The sequence below is a fragment of the Paenibacillus sp. FSL H3-0469 genome (assembly GCF_038051945.1).
In the GTDB taxonomy this organism is placed as follows: domain Bacteria; phylum Bacillota; class Bacilli; order Paenibacillales; family Paenibacillaceae; genus Paenibacillus_AQ.
This window is the reverse complement of record NZ_CP150302.1, coordinates 7,014,462-7,035,290: the sequence shown is the minus strand read 5'-3', so window position 1 is coordinate 7,035,290 and position 20,829 is coordinate 7,014,462. Positions and strand designations below refer to the sequence as shown.

14 protein-coding genes and 2 tRNA genes are annotated in these 20,829 nt (G+C 53.4%); 2 read left to right on the top strand and 14 right to left on the bottom strand.

Going from position 1 to position 20,829, the window contains the following annotated elements; translation table 11 throughout:
* The first annotated feature begins 199 nt into the window (after window positions 1-199).
* Window positions 200-847 carry a transcriptional regulator gene (locus NSS83_RS30560; RefSeq protein WP_341347157.1) on the top strand — a complete coding sequence of 216 codons (648 nt, stop codon included), beginning with the start codon at window positions 200-202 and terminating at the stop codon, window positions 845-847.
* A gap of 450 nt (window positions 848-1,297) precedes the next feature.
* Here NSS83_RS30560 and NSS83_RS30555 read toward each other — a convergent pair.
* The 3 genes from NSS83_RS30555 to nrdR form a co-directional block, all read right to left on the bottom strand.
* A tRNA-Lys gene (locus NSS83_RS30555) sits at window positions 1,298-1,370 on the bottom strand.
* Window positions 1,371-1,379: 9 nt separating this feature from the next.
* A tRNA-Ala gene (locus NSS83_RS30550) sits at window positions 1,380-1,455 on the bottom strand.
* Window positions 1,456-1,705: 250 nt separating this feature from the next.
* Entirely contained in the window at window positions 1,706-2,182 is a 477-nt protein-coding gene (gene nrdR / locus NSS83_RS30545; RefSeq protein ID WP_341020198.1) for a transcriptional regulator NrdR, read from the bottom strand.
* Window positions 2,183-2,347: 165 nt separating this feature from the next.
* On the opposite strand from nrdR, the gene NSS83_RS30540 reads away from it, so the two are divergent.
* Window positions 2,348-2,566 carry an alpha/beta-type small acid-soluble spore protein gene (locus NSS83_RS30540; protein WP_036695868.1) on the top strand — a complete coding sequence of 73 codons (219 nt, stop codon included), beginning with the start codon at window positions 2,348-2,350 and terminating at the stop codon, window positions 2,564-2,566.
* A gap of 119 nt (window positions 2,567-2,685) precedes the next feature.
* On the opposite strand, the gene NSS83_RS30535 is transcribed toward NSS83_RS30540, so the two are convergent.
* The 11 genes from NSS83_RS30535 to NSS83_RS30485 form a co-directional block, all read right to left on the bottom strand.
* Window positions 2,686-3,249 carry a lytic transglycosylase domain-containing protein gene (locus NSS83_RS30535; protein WP_341023209.1) on the bottom strand — a complete coding sequence of 188 codons (564 nt, stop codon included), beginning with the start codon at window positions 3,247-3,249 and terminating at the stop codon, window positions 2,686-2,688.
* Window positions 3,249-3,845 carry a dephospho-CoA kinase gene (gene coaE / locus NSS83_RS30530; RefSeq protein ID WP_341187976.1) on the bottom strand — a complete coding sequence of 199 codons (597 nt, stop codon included), beginning with the start codon at window positions 3,843-3,845 and terminating at the stop codon, window positions 3,249-3,251. Before coaE ends, NSS83_RS30535 begins: the two co-directional genes overlap by 1 nt.
* Before the next feature lie 9 nt (window positions 3,846-3,854).
* Window positions 3,855-4,571 carry a manganese efflux pump gene (locus NSS83_RS30525; protein WP_341187975.1) on the bottom strand — a complete coding sequence of 239 codons (717 nt, stop codon included), beginning with the start codon at window positions 4,569-4,571 and terminating at the stop codon, window positions 3,855-3,857.
* A 199-nt stretch (window positions 4,572-4,770) separates the two neighbouring features.
* Window positions 4,771-5,613: a DNA-formamidopyrimidine glycosylase gene (gene mutM / locus NSS83_RS30520; protein ID WP_341348786.1), complete on the bottom strand. Its 843-nt coding sequence runs from the start codon at window positions 5,611-5,613 to the stop codon at window positions 4,771-4,773.
* A 51-nt stretch (window positions 5,614-5,664) separates the two neighbouring features.
* Window positions 5,665-8,337, bottom strand: coding sequence for a DNA polymerase I (polA, locus tag NSS83_RS30515; protein ID WP_209874690.1), 2,673 nt, complete (start codon window positions 8,335-8,337; stop codon window positions 5,665-5,667).
* Window positions 8,338-8,584: 247 nt separating this feature from the next.
* Entirely contained in the window at window positions 8,585-9,244 is a 660-nt protein-coding gene (gene phoU / locus NSS83_RS30510) for a phosphate signaling complex protein PhoU (protein WP_036695863.1), read from the bottom strand.
* 79 nt (window positions 9,245-9,323) lie between these two features.
* A complete protein-coding gene (pstB, locus tag NSS83_RS30505; protein ID WP_036695861.1) occupies window positions 9,324-10,079 on the bottom strand; it encodes a phosphate ABC transporter ATP-binding protein PstB in 756 nt (251 codons plus the stop codon).
* A 158-nt stretch (window positions 10,080-10,237) separates the two neighbouring features.
* Window positions 10,238-10,966, bottom strand: a complete 729-nt coding sequence (locus NSS83_RS30500) for a response regulator transcription factor (RefSeq protein ID WP_036725566.1) — start codon at window positions 10,964-10,966, stop codon at window positions 10,238-10,240.
* 120 nt (window positions 10,967-11,086) lie between these two features.
* A complete protein-coding gene (locus NSS83_RS30495) occupies window positions 11,087-12,880 on the bottom strand; it encodes an ATP-binding protein (RefSeq protein ID WP_341187973.1) in 1,794 nt (597 codons plus the stop codon).
* Between the two features lie 886 nt (window positions 12,881-13,766).
* Window positions 13,767-17,690 (bottom strand): carbohydrate binding domain-containing protein, encoded by a 3,924-nt coding sequence (locus NSS83_RS30490; protein ID WP_341347156.1) that lies wholly within the window; start codon window positions 17,688-17,690, stop codon window positions 13,767-13,769.
* Window positions 17,691-17,773: 83 nt separating this feature from the next.
* Window positions 17,774-20,785 carry a carbohydrate binding domain-containing protein gene (locus NSS83_RS30485; RefSeq protein WP_341347155.1) on the bottom strand — a complete coding sequence of 1,004 codons (3,012 nt, stop codon included), beginning with the start codon at window positions 20,783-20,785 and terminating at the stop codon, window positions 17,774-17,776.
* Window positions 20,786-20,829 lie beyond the last annotated feature (44 nt).

Sequence of the window (20,829 nt, the reverse complement as noted above, 5' to 3'; positions counted from 1 at the left end):
GCATCAGGATTACAAAAAAGAAGCCTCTTATTGATTCCTGGATTTGAAGCGCTATAATTAAGAAACATAGGTTGTGAAGCACACGCCGCTTTTAATGCTCTGCCCCTTCCAAGTTAGATTCTTGGAGAGGGTTGAGTATTGAGGCGGCTTTTTTGCGGGAAAAATAAACACTAAGTTGAGTGTTCGAGGAGGAGTACGGATGCCGCGATTTGAGCAGCAGTACGAGGAATGGTTAGTTCGCAATCTAAAGAATAAGAGCAACCACAGGCGCAAGGAGCTACTTGGCAAAGGATTAGGCCACGGAACAGTTGAATTTCTCCGCAAGGTATGGTTTCCGGTAATCGGTAATTTCGATCATTTGTTTCCAGAATGGGAAGTGCGTGATTTCAACAACGGGTACCGCTATCTGGACTTGGCTTATATGCCTGGAGGTGCAAAAGGCGGGATTGAGATTCAAGGCTATGGACCTCACGCCAGAGATCTGGATGTCAGACGCTTCAAGGATCTATGCCGCCGGCATTGCTTACTGGCCCTTGATAGCTGGACTTTTCTTCCTGTTGCTTATCCTTCGATTATCGAAGAACCCAAGCAATGTCAACAGTTGGTGTTGTCATTTATAGGAAAATTCATTGCGACAGATGTTTCTTCCACATTAACTTGGCTTGAAGCGGAGACTCTTCGTTACGCAAGACGTCTGCTCAGGGCATTCACACCTTTGGAGCTTGCTAAGCATCTCAGGGTAACGGATAGGCACTCCAGACGAATTCTGCATCAATTGGTCGAACAGCAGTTACTGGATGTGGCCGGAGGACAGCAGCGTTATCGAACATATCAGCTTAGAGTGTAGCGTATGTTCAGAAGCATGAATTATAAAGCTGATAGGGTAAAAACACTTGAATTCCGTGGCTGTGAACGTGAGAAGTAGAGGTATCAATCAGCTGTAACGGACCGAGGAGCGCCTATTTCTACAAAAAGCACAATTTTACCAAGCTTACGGACTCAGATGAAGCTATTTGCTAGATTTCATCACATATATTGATGGTGATGAAGTAATAAGCGCGATACGGTCCGTTAGCCTTTTTAGTAGTGCTAAATAGAGAAGATAAGGGCTGTGGGGTCCGTAGCAGTCCTTTAGACACATTTAGAGCCGAAGGATATCGATGGAAACCATATTTTGCGGGTCGAGGTTGGGGTTGCGGTTCGGGAATGGACCTCAAGCCCCTGTTGTACTCCCCTCTTAATCACCCGTATTCCATGAAACAGCAAAAGAACGGCATCTCTGCCGTTCTTCATGTGATGGACTCTCAGGGGCTCGAACCCTGGACAAATAGATTAAGAGTCTACTGCTCTACCAACTGAGCTAAGAGTCCATATGAGATTGGTGGAGCCAAGGGGGATCGAACCCCTGACCTCATCGCTGCCAGCGATGCGCTCTCCCAGCTGAGCTATGGCCCCATAATTTTACAATTTTACCAATTTAGAATTACATTATGTATTCTAAAATCTGATCTGAGCGATAAGCTCAAGCCGCTTATTCTTCCATGTGTTTCGTAGGCGACTTCTATATAATACAGAAATCCATCTTCAGTGTCAACACTTTTTCAAAATTATTATTTCCAAGCAAAAACGACCCGCCCGGGAGCCGGCCCTTAACCCATAGGCCAGCCCCTCTCCATAAATCAAACCCCTCTACTCCCTAAACCGCTTACAGCCCCTCCAGCTCCTCCGTGTTCTTGGACAGCAGTCCCTTCAGTTCCTTCATGAACATGTTAATGTCCTTGAACTGGCGGTACACGGACGCGAAGCGGACGTAGGCTACCTCGTCTACAGGGTAGAGCTGCTCCATGACCAGCTCGCCGATCTGGCGGCTCTCGATCTCGGCGAGGGCGATGCCGCGCAGGCTTTTCTCCACCTCGGATACGATGACCTCCAGGCGCTCTACAGGGACTGGACGCTTCTCGCAGGCACGGATCAGGCCGCGGAGGATTTTGTCACGGCTGAACTCTTCACGGCTGCCTCCTTTTTTAATCACAATCAGGGGGGTCTCTTCAATCATCTCGAAGGTGGTGAAACGGCGGCTGCACAGCTCGCATTCCCGCCTGCGGCGGATGGACTTATTCTCATTGGCCGGGCGCGAGTCCAAGACTTTGGTATTGGTGTGGTCACAGTAAGGGCATTTCATAAGCTTCTTCACTTCCTCATCATTAGAATGGGTAGGCCCGGTCCCTTGATACACCAGGGCTATGCGGGCATTATTTAATTTCCAGAAAACACCGTTTATTTGTTGTTATGAATCTGACATGTCCGGCACATAATACAGTTACCAACCGATAGGAGGTGAACAGCAATGAGCCAAAATAACAACTCCAATAACCTGGTAGCTCCAAACTCACGCGGTGCCTTGGAACAACTGAAATATGAAGTTGCCCAGGAACTAGGTATCACCCTCTCCCCAGACGGATACCAAGGCAATAAAACTTCTTACGAAAACGGTTCGATCGGTGGTTACATCACTAAACGTCTTGTAACCCTGGCTGAACAGCAATTGGCAGGTCAGTACAAATAAGTATAAATAACCTGCTAAACACGACATAAGCTTGCCTAAGAAGTATCGAACGGCTCCGGCCGTTTGATGCTTCTTTTTACATAACAGCAGCAGAAGTAACAGGCACTCTAGAACTCATCCTAGAACTCACTGTAGAGCTCGGTGTATTGATCATAATAATAAATCACACGCTGCACGTAATGACGGGTCTCACCGAACGGAATGTCCTTCACAGAGGCTTCTGTTCCGTCCCACTGCCCTTCATCCAGCCAGCTCTGCACCTTGCCGGGTCCGGCATTGTAGGCGGCGATAACTGCTATACGGTTGCCGTCAAACTGCTTAGAGAGCGTAGACAAATACCAGGTACCCAGTTCAATGTTGGACGAGGGCTCTTCCTTCAGCCGTTCCAGCGATACCTCAGGAAGCTTGGCCTTTTCTAGCGCCCACTTGGCGGTATCCGGCATAAGCTGCATCAGTCCGAGTGCTCCTTTTTTAGATTCGCGTCCGGTCTTATAATTGGTCTCCACACGGATAATGGATGCCACCAGGAACGGGTCCATCTCATACGTCCGGCTGTGCTGGCGGATCTCTGCTTTATAATGAATAGGATAAAACCATGACATCCAGTTGGAGCCTAGAAACAGAATCGCGGTGAAGCCGATGAACAACAGCAGCAGGACTCTTTTTTTACGTAACCACTTCATCATATCAAGCCCAGCCTGTCCCACAACCGGGCAACCTGAAGCTCGGCAGACTGCAGATCACTGCTATTGTCGATCACATAATTCGCTTTCCTGCGCTTCAGCTCAATATCCATCTGCGACCTCAGCCGGTCCTCAGCCTGTTCCAGCTTCATTCCGCTGCGCTCCATGAGGCGGGCTAACTGCACCCTTCTCGGAACATAGACCACAATAATCTGCTCAAATAAGGAATCCAGCTCTGATTCGTAGAGCAGCGGAATGTCGACAATGACCAGCCGCTGCGGATTCTCCTGCTCAAGCGCATACATTCTGTCCTTGATCTCCCTGCGGATTGCCGGATGGGTCAGGTTATTCAGTGTCTTGAGCGCCTCCGGGTCCCGGAAGACAATCTCACCAAGACCCGCCCGGTCCAGCGAACCGTCAGGCAAAAGGATGCGGTCTCCAAAAGCCTCCACCGCTGCCGCCAGCACCGGATGTCCGGGGAGCATCACCTCTCTGGCGATGACATCGGCATCCACCAGTGCAGCTCCCTTGCGGACAAACAGTGCAGACACGGTGCTTTTCCCCGAAGCTATGCCTCCGGTTAAGCCTATAATCATGTACTCACCTCATAATAACTTCATTATACCCATTACAATTAATAATATCGCGGGCAGCGCAGCCGCATGCTTCATCCAGTAGCTGCCGGATAATTTCAGTCCAGTCTTCATTCCCATCAGCAAAAAGGTTCCGCTGAATACAGCGATCATCAGCGAGGTGGACCACGGGCTGAATCCGAGCAGTGCCGCACCGAGGCCGGCCCCGAAGGCATCCAGCGATAACGCGATCCCCAGAATCATGGCTTCCATGGAGGAGATGCTCCCCGAAGCATCCATATCAGCGGAAGACGGTGTGCGGAGAATCTGTATCACCACGCCCAGATGGCGCAGCTCCAGCGAGAACACAGCCGGCTTCAGCACTGTCTCGGCACTCTGTGCGGCAGCAGCAGTCTCCAGCCTGACTTCCTGTCCGGAATGGCCCTCTGCGGCCGCAGACGCAGTCTCTTCTTTCTCCTTCTGCGTCAGCATCTGGAACAGGGACCAACAGCCCATTAAGACGAGAATAACCGCTCCGACACTAGAAGCGGCATTCGGCGAGACTACCTTGGCCAGCAGCACGCCGACCTGCATAGAACCATAAATGACTACCCCTGAACAGAGCGAAATAATGATAATGGAAAGCAAGGGGATTTTCATTTTACGCAGTCCATATGTAATGCCTACACCAAATCCATCCAGACTAAGCGCAAACGCAAGCAACAGCAAAGACAACAATGGGCTCAGCACCCGCAATCCCTCCCGTGAAGAACCGGAGCCGGTGGATTAAGCATCCAAGCCGGAGCTCCGTTTCGCCATAATCAGCAATCTTCACACATTATATGGGCGGGACGGGCAGTAAGTGCCTGCCTTTATACAGAACGGTTATAACTCAGGTGTAACTGGCCCGGAAAAGGGCGGTAAATGCAGCGCTGACTCTAAATAAAAACTACAGAATCTGTACAGGTACGGGCTGGCAGGTGGGACAATAATGCGTTCCCCGTCCGCCGACCACGCTCTTCTCAATCAGTGTGCCGCAGGCAGCACAAGGCTGATCCTTCCGTCCATAGATCTTGTGCTGATCCTGATAGCTTCCGCTCTCCCCCTGGCCGTTGACATACGACTTCACGGAGGAGCCTCCGGCATTCACAGCCTCTGTCAGTGTTGCGACAATAGCATGGTGCAGCCTGGCCAGTTGATCCTCCGTGAGGGACTTCGCGGTCTCCTCCGGGTGGATTCCTGCACGATGCAGGGACTCATCTACATAAATATTGCCGATACCTACTATATATTCCTGATTGAGCAGCAGCGGCTTGATCTTAGTGCTCCGCTTCGCGACAATCTCCTTGAACCGTTCCAGCGTGAAATCGGCATCCAGCGGCTCCTGCCCCAGCTTGTTCAGCGGCTTCAGCTGCAGATCCTCTCCCGGCTGGAACAGATGCATCGTCCCGAATTGGCGCACATCCGTATAACGCAGCTCTGTCCCGTCTGTGAAATGGAAAATAACATGCGTATGCTTGTCCAACAGCTCGCCCTCACGGTACACGCCGTAACGGCCCTCCATCCGCAGATGGGAGACCATCACCAGCCCGTCAAATACGAAACGCAGGAACTTGCCTCTGCGCTCAACCGTTACCACTGTATGGCCTGCCAGCATATAAGCAAAGGCCTGAATATCATCCGGGCGCTGAATGATCCGCGGCAGCCGGACGGTGACATGCTCTATCTGCTTGCCTGTAATTAACTCATTAAGTGTTCTTCTGACTGTTTCGACTTCCGGCAATTCCGGCATCATGGCTCACCTCCACTCCATTATACCGGATATCTGCCATGTGCGGGGAGCCTATTTCGCTTCGTACCAGTTGCTGCCATAACTTACCTCTGCCTTCAGCGGAACAGACAGCTGCAGCGCTCCGGCCATCACCTCGGGCAGCAGCTGCTTCATTTGCTCCAGCTCCTCCTCCGGCACCTCGAATACTAACTCATCGTGTACCTGGAGCAGCATCCGGCTCTTCAGGCCGCGCTCATGCAGCGCCTTGTCCATATGAACCATGGCCAGCTTGATAATATCCGCAGCGGTTCCCTGAATCGGCGTATTCATCGCCGTACGTTCTGCGAAGGACCGCAGATTGAAGTTCTTCGCATTGATCTCCGGCAGATAACGGCGCCGCTCCAGCAGAGTAGTCACATACCCCTGCTTACGGGCCTCGACTACGATATCATCCATGTAACGGCGCACACCTTGGAACACCTCGAAATACTGCTCAATGAACCGGGCCGCTTCCTTGCGCGGGATGTTCAGGTTCTGCGACAGGCCGTAATCGCTGATGCCGTACACAATCCCGAAGTTAACCGCTTTGGCGGAGCGGCGCATATTACTGTCCACACTCTCCGCAGGGACGCCGAATACGTCCATGGCGGTCTTAGTATGAATATCCATATCCTCGACAAAAGCTTCCTTCATCCGCTCATCACCTGAGATATGCGCCAGCACACGCAGCTCGATCTGCGAGTAATCCGCCGCCAGAATCGACCAGCCCGGCTCGGAGGGCACGAACACCTTACGGATCTTGCGGCCCTCTTCGAGCCGGATTGGAATGTTCTGCAGGTTCGGGAACTGGCTGCTGAGCCGGCCCGTGGCCGCAATCGTCTGCCGGTAAAAGGTGTGTACCTTGCCGGTCTCCGGCGAGATTTCCTTCATCAGGCCTTCCACATACGTGGATTGCAGCTTGGCAATGGTACGGTATTGCAGAATCAGGCGCACAGCGTCATGATAAGGCGCAAGCTTTTCCAGTACCTCGGCATCCGTCGAATACCCGGTCTTCGTCTTCTTCACGACCGGCAGACCCAGCTTCACGAACAGAACCTCGCCCAGCTGCTTCGGAGAATTAAGATTGAATTCGGTTCCGCAAGCGGAGTAGATCTCAGTGACCAGCCGGGAGATCTGGGCTTCAAATTCCCTGCCGAGCTGGACAAGATCATCCTTGTTAACAGCAATGCCCTGCTTCTCCATATCGGCGAGAATCCGCGACAGCGGCATCTCCAGGTCCTGGAACAGACCGGTCATGTCCGTCTTGTCCAGCTCCTCCTGCTGCTTCTGTACAATGCCAAGCACGGTCGCACTCTTACGGGCGACATGCTCACCGAGAATCTTAAGCTCAGGAATTCTATATTTGGCCCCTTTGCCGAAGACATCCTCATCCGGCGACAAGCGGGGTAGGCCGTATTTCGTGGTCAGGTCATTCAGATTCTGGCTGGCTTCGGTCGGGTCCAGCAGGTAGGCGGCCAGCTGAACATCGTTAGCGGCTCCGGCAAAAGCAATCCCCTGCCAATGCAGCGCCAGATCGGCACGGTGCAGATCATACCCGCTCTTCGGCGCCTGCCCGTCACCGAGCCAGTCCCGCAGGGGTGCTGCCGCCTTACTCTTCAGCAGGGCAAAAGGCACAAAGTAATGCTGCTCCGGCGAAGACAGCCCGAGGCCGATCACTTCGGCACGGTGCGGGTTCTCCCCGTTAGATTCCACATGCAGGGCGGAGATGCCCGGCAGTGCCTGAACCAGCTCGCTTATTCCGTCTTCGTCAACAATTGTAATATTAAGCTCTGCGGCTTCCACCACGGGGGAACCCGTCAGGCTGCCGTCCGCCGCATGTGAATAGGCGCTCAGCGACAGGCGCTCCAGCAGCGAGCGGAATTCCAGCTTGGCGAGCGCAGGCCCAGCCGTGTCCGTATTAATCCCGCTGAAGACCATATCCTCCCACGTATGCTCAAGCGGAACCTCGCGGTAGATCGTCGCCAACTTTTTGCTCATGACGGCGCTGTCCGCGTGCTCTTCCAGCTTCTCTTTCATCTTGCCCTTCAGCTCACCGGTTCCGGCCAGCACGCCCTCCACCGATCCGAACTGCTGGAGCAGCTTAAGCGCTGTCTTCTCCCCGACTCCCGGCACCCCGGGAATATTGTCGCTGGCATCGCCCATCAGCCCCTTCAGATCAATAATCTGCTCAGGGGTGAGATCATATTTATCACGGATCTGCTTAGGCCCGTACAGCTCCACTTCCGTAACTCCCTTGCGCACCAGCGCTATGGTGGTATGTTCGGAAGCCAGCTGCAGCATATCCTTATCCCCGGACACAATCATCACCTGACGGCCGGCGGCATCCGCTTCCCTGGAGATGGTGCCGATAATATCGTCAGCCTCGTAGCCTGCAATCTCGAATTGCGGAACCCCCAGACCCTTCAGCAGCTCCTTGAGCAGCGGGAACTGCTCGGACAGCTCCGGCGGGGTCTTCTGGCGCCCGCCTTTATACTCCTCATAGCCTTCATGCCGGAAGGTAATCTTCCCCGCGTCGAAGGCCACAATCATATGTGTCGGTTTATGCTCCTCCAGCAGACGGAGCAGCATCGTCGTGAAACCGTATACCGCATTCGTCTGCTGTCCCGCTGTATTCGTCAGCGGCGGCATGGCGAAGAACGCCCGGTAAATGATATTATTTCCATCAATGAGTATCAGCTTGTCCACACTAGCACCTCGCCTTTATCTTGCTTTCTCTTTACATAGTACCATATGCTCCGTACAAAAAAGAACCTGAGGCCACAGATCCACACCTGCTCCGGATTTTAGCTGCTGCTAATGGTATGGAATACAGGTTTGCCAAGTGAAGCGCGCTTTAAAACAAAAAAAGGCAAGCCCCGGGGAGGTGGCTTGCTGTCTGACGTTCAAGGCGCAGAGCTCTGCTTAGCTGTATCTATGCGCCAGCATTATGCGGTTATTGGTTCAAATCCGGACGTTTCCCTGTAACCAGATACACTACACTCTCGCCAATATTCGTGGCATGGTCGGCAATCCGTTCAATGTAACGGCCAACCAGTGTGAGCAGCATCGCCTGATTCACGGTTTCAGGCTTCTGAACCATATACGTGTACAGTTCGTTAATCATCGCGCTGTACAGGCCATCTACCTGATCGTCATCCTGCGCCATTTTGTAGGCCAGATCCGTATTCTCGTCCAGATAAGACTGAATCGCCTCCGTGGTCATGATCGTGACCAGCTCAGCCATGCGCGGAATATCCACAAGCGGCTTGATCAGCTGCTGCCCCTGGATGCGCATCGTTACCTTGGCTACATCCAGTGCCAAATCGCCCATACGCTCCAGATCGCTGGAGATTTTAAAGGCTACAATAATGCGGCGCAGATCCTTCGCCACCGGCTGCTGGGTGATGATCAGCCGTGAGCCGATCTCCATAATCCGGTCTTCCATGGCGTTCAGCCGCAGGTCCGCTTTGACAATCTCCTGCGCCCGTGCCGTATCAAGGGTCTGCAGGGCCAGTATCGCACCATCCAGGGCATCCGTTACATGCTCGCCCATCTGCTGCAGCAGGGTACGCAGTTCTTCCAGATCTTTGTCGAATTCTTTTCTGCGAATCATATCGAAAGTGCTCCTCCTCAAAAACATATGGTCATATCGGGTGAACGGAGTGAACCTAAGACTTACGAAGCAGCCATTCTTAGCCGAAGCGGCCGGAGATATAGTCTTCTGTGCGGGAATCCTTCGGGTTGGAGAATAACAGCTCCGTGTCCGCAGCTTCCACAATGACACCGTTCAGGAAAAATACAGTGCGTCCCGATACCCGGGCGGCCTGATGCATATTATGCGTGACCATTACAATCGTATACTTATCCCGCAGCTCCTGGACCAGCTCCTCAATCTTGAGCGTGGACACCGGATCGAGCGCTGACGTCGCCTCATCCATCAGCAGAATATCGGGCTGTACGGCAAGGGCTCTGGCAATACAGAGACGCTGCTGCTGCCCGCCGGACAGACTTAAGGCAGACTTCTTGAGGAAATCCTTCACTTCCTCCCAGAGCGCGGACTGGCGCAGGCTTTGCTCTACAAGGACATCCAGCTCGGCTTTGCTCTTCACACCGTGCAGACGCGGGCCGTAAGCCACGTTATCATAGATCGATTTGGGAAAAGGATTGGGCTGCTGGAACACCATCCCCACCTGCTTGCGCAGACTCTCCACTTCGATCTCGTCGCTGTAGATGTTTTTGCCGCCGATATTTACTTTACCTTCAATACGTGTTCCGGGAATCATGTCGTTCATACGGTTAAGAGTACGCAGCAGTGTGGATTTCCCGCAGCCGGAAGGTCCGATAAAAGCGGTCACCTGCTTCTCCGGAATCTGCAAATCCACGTTCTTCAGGGCATGGAATGACTCATAGTAGAGATCTAGCTTCTCTATGTCAATGATGGATTTCATTAGTTTCTGTTGTCTCCTTCTCATCATCTTCGTTCCCCATGATAAGCTTTCAGTGTAAATAGAGCTCCAGAGAATTGTTAACGCAGTGTAAAATCCTTGTGCAGTAAGACAGGGAGCGGAGGAGAAGGTGCTTATCTTGTGAAAAGAACACCGCCATGTTAGATGACAGGTGTTCTTTTTTTGTTGACGACCAGTTTGTAGCCCACGCCGCGAATGGAATCGATATGCACGGATTCAGGGTCAAGCTCCAGCTTCTTGCGCAAGGAACTGACATGCACATCAACGGTACGCTGACCTCCGATATAGTCGAAGCCCCAGACCGCATTCATCAGATCATCCCGCGTCAGAACGACGCCTGGCTTGCGGGCCAGATATAACAGCACTTCAAATTCCTTCGGCCGCAGATTGATGCTCTGTCCGCCCAGTGAGACTTCATAACGCTCAGGATAGATCTCCAGCTGTCCGAGAATAATCGTCGATGCAGATACTGCTGTCTCGGGCGGAGCTTCTTCGGCAATGCCGGAGATCCGCCGCAATACTGCGCTGACCCGGGCCAGCAGCTCGGATACGCCGAAGGGCTTCGTAATATAGTCATCCGCCCCTGACTTCAGCCCGCGGACCACATCCTCTTCCGCATTCTTGGCCGTCAGCACGATCACCGGTGTGCGGATGCCTTGTCCACGCAATTTATCCAGAATGTCAATGCCGTTCATGCCGGGCAGCATCAGATCCAGTACGATCAATTCAAAAGGTTCTCTAGTCGCACGGTCATATCCTGCCGTTCCATGATCCTCCACCGTCACTTCGTAGCCTTCCTGTGTCAGGTTATAAGACAGCAGCCGGGCCAGTGTCGGTTCGTCTTCAATGACAAGCAATCGTTGTGCCATAGGTTCCCCCGTCTTTTCATAGGTTATTAATTTTACAAAACTGCACACATGCACATCATAGCACCACAATGTTAACTTAGTGTAAAATCATAAATTTATTCTCTATTAGACTCCGCAGAGTTATTCATTCTCTTCCTGCAGCAGCGGCAATTCCAGGATGAACGAGCTGCCGATGCCCAGATCGCTCTCTACATTAATAGATCCGCGATGCAGCTCGACCAGATGCTTCACGATAGATAAACCAAGGCCGGTTCCGCCGGAGCTTCTGGAGCGGGCTTTGTCCACCCGGTAAAAGCGTTCAAAGATCCGGGGCAGATCCTTGCGCGGAATCCCCATCCCCGTATCACTGACTGTAAAGCGCACACTCTCGGTGCCATCCTTCTTCTGGATGCTCACGGCGGTCACTCTGACATTGCCCCCGTCCTGGGTGTAGTTGATCGCATTGGAGAGCAGATTCATGAAGATCTGGCGCAGCTTGTCTTCATCTCCCTCAATGAATAACTCCGCAGGCACATCCGAGCTGAGCGTAATCTTCTTCTTCTCCGCCACCTTACTGAGCGTTTCCAGCACAGAATCGAAGAACTCGATCAGATGAACCGGGGAGCATTCCAGCTGAACGCGTTTGGATTCGATTTTGGACAGCTCCAGGATGTCGCCGATCAGCCGGTTCAACCGTTCGTTCTCATCGTAGATAATCTGCAGGAACGAACGCGCTGTCTTCTCATCCGTAACGCCCCCGCCGAGGAGGGTCTCGGCGAAGCCTTTTACCGCAGCGACAGGGGTCTTCAGCTCATGGGAGACATTGGCGACGAATTCGCTGCGCATTTTCTCAAGTCTGCGAATCTCAGTAACCTCCTGAAGCAGGAACAGCATCCCCCGGGAGCAGCCGTCCTGGATCATCGGCACCCCGTCCAGACGCACAATCCGCTCCACCGGATTATAAATGCTGCGCTCTTCATGAATAGGCTCACCTGCGGACACGCCATCATCAATCAGCCGGGTAAGCTCATAATGATGCTTAATCTCCTTGTAGGAATGTCCGGTCATCTCGCTGTGCTTCACATCGAGCAGCCGTTCGGCGGCCCGGTTGAGCAGGGCAATCTCCCCTTCCTCGTTAATCATCACGATGCCGCCGGTCATATTGTCGAGTACACTCTGCAGCAGATCCTCATTGTCGCGGATAGTCTTCAGCTGGGCCTGGAGACTGTCGGCCATCGCGTTAATGGCTGTTGCCAGCTGGCCGATCTCATCCTTGCGCTTCATCGGCACCCGGGCATCGTAATCCAGATCGGTAATCCGCCGCGCCACTCTGGTGATCTGCTCCAGCGGTGAGGTCATACTGGAAGCCACTTTGTAGCTCACCAAGGTTGCGGCAATGAACAGCAGCACCAGCCCCCCTGCCATGATCATCCACGCCCGGTTCAGTCCTTCGGATACGGTATCCAGCCCCATCGACAGCCGGATATACCCGTTAAAGCCCTGATCCGAGGACACGGAACCTGCCACATACATCATTTCGCGGTCTAACGTATCGCTGTAACGGATCGCCCGGCCAATCCCTTCCTTCGCGGCCAGCAGCTCCTCCTCGCGGGTAGAGTGGTTGTCCATCTCGCGCGGATTCTTCTCCGAGTCGCCGATGACCTGGCCTTGCTTCGTAATGAAGGTGACGCGTGATCCGGTCAAGATTGAGATTTTCTCTGCCTGTTCTGTATAGTAGGTCACGGCCTCCGGGCTGCTGGTATCCATGAATGAGAAGGTGCCGGAGAGCAGCTTTATTTCCCGGGACATGTTTTCTTCCAGCACGGAAATATGCGAATCCTTGAACAGCTGAGCCATGGTGATCCCGGCCCCGGTCATTGATATTCCTATCAGTGCCATAAGTATGATGGTAAGTCGAATGCGGAATGGTTTCATCTGCGGCGGTCCTCTTCCCTCGTGTAAATGTCCATGAGAACACTCTACCTGCATTTTCGGCAAAATACCAGTTCCGGCGGCGATTATCAACGGAGTGTAAAATGTGCGGGGAGCGGGATGTGCGCTGGGAGGGAGTGCCAGGGAGGACTGGATATAAAGTCGAGGGAGGAGCGGTGTCTGAGATCTAAAGGCCTGGGGCGAGGATGGGACGATGTCTGAGATAGAAGAGCCTGGAGCGTGGAGGAGTGATGTAGGCTCTCTAATGGACGCTCCGCAAACGGACCGTTGTTCCGATCGCTGTTGTTCCCGGATTTAAATAGAATGGACTCAGCGGTAAAAATCCGTGAACAAAGGCGAACGCTGCCGCTTCTCCACAATCAGTCCGCCCGCTGCGCTGTTTAAGTGGTGGAGTTACACAACCCTAAATCTCCTTAAATAATCAACACCTCAACACCCTGACACCTCAACCCGCAACTATCCGATTCTGCAAACTTTAATTCCTCAACTCCTCATTTCTCCAATCCTCAACTCCTCCAATCCAAATAGTTTCAGCCCTGCTCTTCAGAAGTGACCGGTTCACGGCAAACAATTGGAAAAACGTAGCTTGATTCGCCCTTTTCTGCTAAATTACCGGAAGCAAGTGGATAAATGACAACTAATTATGTTTGTTTCTGCTATTTCTCGTAAATGTGAATGATTAAGTGTTGGTTGTCCAACTATTGTTTCTTCGGCGCAAATTTTGTAAGCAGCAGGTGGAGAAAATCCATCTATTTCTGCATCTTAAGTCAAAAGAAATCGCCCATTCTCAGAGGGCTGTATTACACCATCCAAAAAGGGGCGATTCGTGGATCAGACACTCCTGGATAATAAATTGACCAATAACCTGCTACTGATCCTTCCAGCGCTTCACGGTCAGCGTCACCGTCTGTGCACCGCCTGCGGGTGTAAGCGTACGGTTCGCAATATCCGCTCCGCTGGAAGTGATCTCTACCGTGGCCCAGCTTCCGCGCGTCAGCTTATACGTCACGGCGCTGCCTGCCGGAAGGTTCAAGGTGATGGAATATATCCCATCACTTCCACGGGTCAGCAGGTAGGCCGGATCTGCCGCATTCCAGCTGTTGAACGAACCCGTCAGATAGACCTGAGCATTCGCCGGAGTCGAGCCCGGAACGGTAACCCGGAAGGTTACGCTATCCGCCTGCGGTTCCCCGGAGGTCAAGCTTCCTCCTACCAGACTCGAGCTGCCGGTGCCAAAATGATAGTTATTCCCGCCATTGTTGTCCCAGGTACCGCTGCCGTTATTGAAGGCTGCGGTCAGGCCTGTGGCGCTGCCGAGCGGAATGGTAATGGCTTTGTAGCCACTGAAAGTAGAGGCCTGCATCTGCACACCCGGTGAAGTCGTCCAGGCCGTTGCCCCATCCAGCTTGTAATGGATATAGGAGTTACTGAATGCTGTATTTTTGTAATAGATCGTCGCGCTGTTGCCCGCCGGTGTGGCGGTTGGCACAGGTGTCGCCGTTGGCGCTACGGTTGGTGTAGCTGTTGGCGTGGCACTTGGCTTAGGTGTTGCCGTAGCTGTTGGTACTACCGTCGGTGTAGCTGTAGGTGCTACGGTTGGCGTTGGCGTCACGATGGGCGTCGGTGTAGCCGTTGGTGTAGCCGTTGGTGTAGCCGTTGGTGTAGCCGTTGGCACAACCGTTGGTGTGGCACTTGGCTTAGGTGTTGCCGGAGCTGTTGGTACTACGGTCGGTGCCGCCGTTGGCGTGGCACTTGGCTTAGGCGTTGCCGTAGCTGTCGGTGCTACAGTCGGCGATGCCGTTGGCGTCACCGGACCACCCGGCTGAATATTGCCTGTAGGCGTGTAGGTCCAGGTGCCGCTGCCGAATAGATAATTGCTGCCGCCGTTGCTGTCCCACGTGCCGCTGCCGTTGTTGAAGCAGGCTTCAAGCTGGGTGGCTGCGCCGATGTTAATGGTGATTTTGTTATAGCCTGCTAGCTCGGCGGCCGGAATCGCTACGCCCGGGGCGGTCGTCCAAGTCCCTCCAACCGGGCGGTAATGGATGTAAGGCGTGGAATAACCCTGCTTATAATAGATCGTTACATTATTGCCCGCCGGTGTGGTGGCAGTTGCTGCCGCACTGAAGCCGGAGAGGTTACCGGAGGCATCATAGGCTTTAATTTTGTATTCATAGGCTGTACTGGCTGACAAGCCGCTGTCTGTATATGAGGTGGAAGTAGTTGTTCCGATTCTAACGCCATTGCGGTAGATCTCATAGCCGGTAACACGGATATTATCTGTCGCGGCATTCCAGGTCAGCCCGATAGAAGAAGCATTAACCACTGTGGCCTGCAAGTTCGCTGGAGCAGCCGGAGCTTCATTATCCGGGACAGCAGGCACATCTGTGATGAATGGATGCGTCCCTTCAATAGTACCTTGGATGCTCTCCTTATATTTTCCGTTCTCCAGCGTATATTTGCCGGCACCGACATAGACCTGCTGGATATCACTTTTGGTCACATTGCCTTTGGCATCCTTGGCTTCAATGTAGTAGTCCAATAGCTGATCGCGGTAATCGGAAATGTAAGAGAAATACAGGTTCCCGATATCTGTGGCCGGAACCTTCTGCATAATCGTCTTGCTGCTTGGCTGCCAGTCGACACCGTTAATATCGGCGCTCAGGTCGCGGACATTCATCGGGTATTCCGTCCACGCACCAACCTTGGCGGGATCAATACCAGATACCCCGGCTGCGGCCAGACCTGCTGGATCATATACTTTAAAAGTATTATCCGCTGCGTCTGCCGTCTTATCACGGTGTGCCCGGACCTTCACCTTGATGTCGCTGATTCCGCTGGTATCGAAAGCATAGGTATAGATGGCAAAAGCATTATTATAATGCTGAAGGGTCCAGCCTTCTGCCTTACTGACATTCGCGCTGCCCGGATTGTACGGGTAGCGCTGCGGCCACCAGACCGAGGGGCCGGTTTTGTCTTTGGCCAGCTTTTGCGATACATAGGGCTTGGAGAAATACAGCGATTGATTAAAGGACAACGCCGGCTTCACGCTGTCATCCACATTCTCATCATAATAACCGAAGCCCGAGTCCATCGCAGGCAGCAGGAAGTACCAGGCCAGCTCGGCGGGACTGGCGCCTCCGGCATAGTCGTTCGCGGTGTTGCCCTTCACGGGATAGGAGAGCATCCACGGATTCAATTGGTTGCCTTCGTAGGTCACCTCACGGTCCAGCGGGTTCGCCGGCTTCCAGTAATTCGGATGCTCCTCCAGCCAGATCTGTTCGGCGGTCTTGGCATAGTTCAGGGAAGCTTGTAATAACGCGAAATTACGCTCCAGATAATGATAGCCCTTCTCGAAGGATACCGTCATGCCTTCCTCGACACCCGCCAGATTCTTCTTCGGGGCGTAAGCGGTCCCGTTCACCTGATTGAAGGCCGCGAACTGGCCTTTCCAGATCCCAAACGGCAAATGCCAATGGTACCAGGTCGGATCAGAGGACGAATCCCGGGTATCGATCCAGGAGCCGTCCTGCACATGGACCACATCGGAAGCGGCCGGTGTGTTGCTGCGCAGATACTCATCGATCCCCATTCCGGTCACACCGCTGCTGGCATAGGTGACATTCCCGGCATTTCGCCAGGTCTCCTCAGAGCCGGCCCGGCCCGAAGAATTATCTCCGTCATGGGCCACGACAAAAATCTGCTTCTGCAGAGCCAGATTCTCATACGGCTTAAGCGCATCTGCTTTTACCTGGCCCAGATATCCTTCTTCCCAGGACTGCGCCTGCGCGACAGGTACGCCAACCACTCTCGATTCCGCCCCGGTTGCCGGGTCCACATAACGGACCCAATGAGCCGTTGAGGCAAAAGGATATTTATTATAGACCACCTGCTGCTCATTGAACATCGGTTCACTCACCCAGGCCCCCGCCGTGCTGACATTCTGCAGATCACTGCGGTTGGGCGGCGAGATCATCGTGTCCTTGCCCGGACTATCCAGCAGCGGGTAATCCTTGAGCGTGCGGGAGAAATGGTTGTTGCCGATCACGGACCACTGGATGCCGAGCTTGTTCAGCACCGGAATGATCCGCTCTGAGAACCCCAGCTCTGTCGGAAAAAAACCCTTCGATGACTTATAGCTGCTGCTCAGGAAATAAGGCTGAGCCATCGTCGCTCCATGATAGATCATATCCTTGAGCAAATAATCGTTGCCGACCAGCGGTCCCATGGAATGGTGTCCGGAGAAATGAATCAGGTCGAGCATGTTGTCGCCGCCTGTGGTCCGAAGCTGATTCACGGCATTCTTCCACGGGGTTCCCCAGGCCGGATCGTTGTATCCGCTTACATTCCCTTGTTGAATAATACTGTTTACATTGTTCACCACAGACCCCGACATGGTAACATGCATCTGCGCCTGGGGATGATTGCTGTGCAGCGTGTTCGCCACACTCCAGGGCCAGGTTAAATACGCGCCCGTCTTGGCGTGATGGGAATAATAAGAGACCAGATCATCGTGGGGCATGGGAGATCCATTCGGCAGATAATAGGGATATCCCGCGGGCGGATTCTGCTTCAGTTGGATAACTTCGCCATCGTAGGTATAACGGATCGGACTGCCTACAGGGGTGGAATTGTAAGTGTTCAGGTCATAGTAAGCCCAGAAATTCGGCATATGATTATGATAGACATGCGCGGCAATATCTGCCGAGACAGGAGACACTAATGTTGGAATCGTCAGAAGCGTGCCCAGGAGCAGGGCTGAAATTCTGCGCAGGGACCTTGAGGTCTTGGTCATGGTTCAACTCCTTCTTACTTGGGATTATTCTTCGTTAAAAAAACGGGGGCGACGGACATCCATCCCCCACCCCCTCAAGCTGCTTACTGATCCTTCCAGCGCTGCACACTTAGCGTCACTGTCTGTGCTCCGCCTGCCGGTGTAAGCGTCCGGTTCGCGATATCAGCACCGCCAGACGCGGTCTCTACCGTGGCCCAGCTTCCGCGCGTCAGCTTATACGTCACGGCGCTGCCTGCCGGAAGGTTCAAGGTGATGGAGTAGATCCCATCACTTCCACGGGTCAGCAGGTAGGCCGGATCTGCCGCATTCCAGCTGTTGAACGAACCCGTCAGATAGACCTGAGCATTCGCCGGAGTCGAGCCCGGAACGGTAACCCGGAAGGTTACGCTATCCGCCTGCGGTTCCCCGGAGGTCAAGCTTCCTCCTACCAGACTCGAGCTGCCGGTGCCAAAATGATAGTTATTTCCGCCATTGTTGTCCCAAGTACCGCTGCCGTTATTAAAGGCTGCGGTCAGGCCTGTGGCGCTGCCGAGCGGAATGGTAATGGCTTTGTAGCCGGTGAAAGTAGAGGCCTGCATCTGCACTCCCGGTGAGGTCGTCCATGTGGTCGCCCCATCCAGCTTATAATGGATATAGGAGTTACTGAATGCTGTATTCTTGTAATAGATCGTAGCGCTGTTGCCCGCCGGAGTGGCGGTTGGCACAGGTGTCGCCGTTGGCGCTACGGTTGGTGCTACTGTAGGTGTTGCGGTCGGTGCGACCGTCGGTGTAGCTGTTGGAGCTACAGTTGGTGCCACCGTTGGCGCCACGGTCGGTGTCGCTGTTGGGGCTACGGTTGGTGTAGCCGTCGGCGATGCCGTTGGCGCTACCGGACCGCCTGCCTGGATATTGCCTGTAGGCGTATAGGTCCAGGTGCCGGTGCCGAACAGATAATTGCTGCCGCCATTGCTGTCCCAGGTGCCGCTGCCGTTATTGAAGCAGGCTTCGAGCTGGGTGGCTGCGCCGATGTTAATGGTGATTTTGTTATAGCCAGCTACCTCGGCAGCTGGGATAGCCACGCCTGGAGAGGTCGTCCAAGTCCCGCCCACTGGGCGGTAATGAATGTACGGATTGGTGTAACCCTGCTTGTAGTAGATTGTCACACTGTTACCGGCAGGGGTAACGATCAGAGCGGCTGCGCTGAAGGCCGACAGATTCATGGCGGCGTCATACGCTTTTACCGTATAGGAATAATTAGTGCTGCCCACCAGTCCGTTATCTGTAAAAGAGGTCGTTGCCGAAGTTCCGATCTTCACTCCATTGCGGTAAATTTCATACCCGGTCACCCCGACATTATCGGTGGATGCTGACCAGGACACCAGCGCGCTGGAGGCATTCTGTACCGTTGCTGTTACATTCCCCGGAACACTTGGTGCTTGCGTATCGGTTACCGGCTGAGTTTTGGAGTAGATTTTGGCCGAATTGGCGCCCAGGGTAACTGTAATTTGCTTACCGGTAACACCGCCCGCTTGCACGGTCACAGTATCGGAAGGGTTCAGTTGGTTCACCAGAACCGTACCTGCGGTAAGCGTGCTTTCGGCGCGCAGCGGCAGCGTCACTGTCTGTGATCCGCTGGAGGCATTACTGAATGCGGAGATGACCTCCTGACCGACATTCGTGCCTGTATCAATCCGCCGGGAGAAGGCGTACAGATTCTGTGCGGACCACATTTCGCGCTGGGTGCCGGTGCGCAGGGCCGGGTTATTTTTGCGGATCTCGTTCAGCTTGGCTACATGCTTGAAGGTACTGGCATTCTCATTGAAATAATTCTCCAGCACATTGCCGTTTGCATCCCGCTTCACCATCGACCAACGGTTCCACGTATCAGCGATGCCGCCCGTCATGATCTGACCGTTGCCGTTGCCCTTGTTCTGCTCGGTTCCCTGGAAGACCACAGGTGTTCCGCGCACGGTGAAAATAAAGGACAAAGCATTCTGCAGCTTCTCAACACTGCCCCCGGCCTCGGTCAGGAAGCGGTTGCGGTCATGATTGTCGATGAAGGTAACCATATGGTTGGCGTTGCCGCCATAGTAGGAGTCTTGAGCCAGAGTGCCTTTGATATTCGCGTCAAAAGACTGCCCGTACGCAAAGCTGTTCAGCACGGAGAAGAATAACGGGAAGTCGAGCATCCCCCACTCCTTGTTGGTACCGACCCAGCGGGAGACGAATTCGGCATTGCCGTCAAAATTCTCCCCAAAAGTATTCACGCCCAGCAAATTCTGGAGTTCGCCGATATCCGTCGGCTTCATCAGCTTGGCTGCATCGACCCGGGCGCCATCGGCTCCCGTATAGTCAAACCAACCCTTAATTGAGCTGAATATGGCCTGCTTAGCGGCAGGAACATCGAAGTCGATATCATCCAGACCACCCAGATCATGATTCTCCAGATAATCCTGGGCCCACTGATCGTACCGTCCATCGGCAAGAGACCAGTTAATGTCCCCATTGTGGTGATACCAGGCCGGATTATTGAATGGAGCGGCAGGCTGCAAGGAAGGAATATCATAATAAGCCTGAGTGCCCAGCATGTAATCGCCGATGTGGTTGGGAACGACATCAATGATGACCTTAATTCCGAGCGCATGCGCGGAGTCTACAAGCTCTTTTAGCTTTTCTTTGGTACCGAAGTAAGGGTTGGCCTTGTTCGGGTCTTTGACATTGTAGCCGTGGTAGGCCGTGTTCTTGCCTGAACCGTTGTTCTCGCGGTTAGTCATCTGCGGCTCGGCTACCGGTGAGATCCAGATCGCGGTATAGCCCATATTGTGAATATACGGGAGCTTGTCAATGACCCCCTGCCAGTCGCCGCCCTTCATGTAACGGAAATCCTCCTCGGAGTTCTCCCCGAAGCGGATAGCCGCGCCTGTTGCATTATTGGAAGAATCCCCGTCATTGAAGCGGTCAACCATAATCTGATAGATCGTGTCATTCTCGGTTACTGTTCCAATGCTGGCTGCTTCCACCTTAGCTTGCGGCAGGACAAACAGATTCATCATGATCGACAATACAATGGATGTGATTAGAACGGGAACAAGCAGGCGGTTACGTTTTCTTTTCATTCCTCATCTCCCTCTCATGTAAAACCGAATGCAACACTTTGGGG

What these genes read in the sequence shown, in the direction of transcription:
- NSS83_RS30560 (WP_341347157.1), top strand. Translation starts at nt 200, where the DNA reads ATGCCGCGATTTGAGCAGCAGTACGAGGAATGGTTAGTTCGCAATCTA.
- nrdR (WP_341020198.1), bottom strand. Translation starts at nt 2,182, where the DNA reads ATGAAATGCCCTTACTGTGACCACACCAATACCAAAGTCTTGGACTCG.
- NSS83_RS30540 (WP_036695868.1), top strand. Translation starts at nt 2,348, where the DNA reads ATGAGCCAAAATAACAACTCCAATAACCTGGTAGCTCCAAACTCACGC.
- NSS83_RS30535 (WP_341023209.1), bottom strand. Translation starts at nt 3,249, where the DNA reads ATGAAGTGGTTACGTAAAAAAAGAGTCCTGCTGCTGTTGTTCATCGGC.
- coaE (WP_341187976.1), bottom strand. Translation starts at nt 3,845, where the DNA reads ATGATTATAGGCTTAACCGGAGGCATAGCTTCGGGGAAAAGCACCGTG.
- mutM (WP_341348786.1), bottom strand. Translation starts at nt 5,613, where the DNA reads ATGCCGGAATTGCCGGAAGTCGAAACAGTCAGAAGAACACTTAATGAG.
- phoU (WP_036695863.1), bottom strand. Translation starts at nt 9,244, where the DNA reads ATGATTCGCAGAAAAGAATTCGACAAAGATCTGGAAGAACTGCGTACC.
- pstB (WP_036695861.1), bottom strand. Translation starts at nt 10,079, where the DNA reads ATGAAATCCATCATTGACATAGAGAAGCTAGATCTCTACTATGAGTCA.
- NSS83_RS30500 (WP_036725566.1), bottom strand. Translation starts at nt 10,966, where the DNA reads ATGGCACAACGATTGCTTGTCATTGAAGACGAACCGACACTGGCCCGG.
- NSS83_RS30495 (WP_341187973.1), bottom strand. Translation starts at nt 12,880, where the DNA reads ATGAAACCATTCCGCATTCGACTTACCATCATACTTATGGCACTGATA.
- NSS83_RS30490 (WP_341347156.1), bottom strand. Translation starts at nt 17,690, where the DNA reads ATGACCAAGACCTCAAGGTCCCTGCGCAGAATTTCAGCCCTGCTCCTG.
- NSS83_RS30485 (WP_341347155.1), bottom strand. Translation starts at nt 20,785, where the DNA reads ATGAAAAGAAAACGTAACCGCCTGCTTGTTCCCGTTCTAATCACATCC.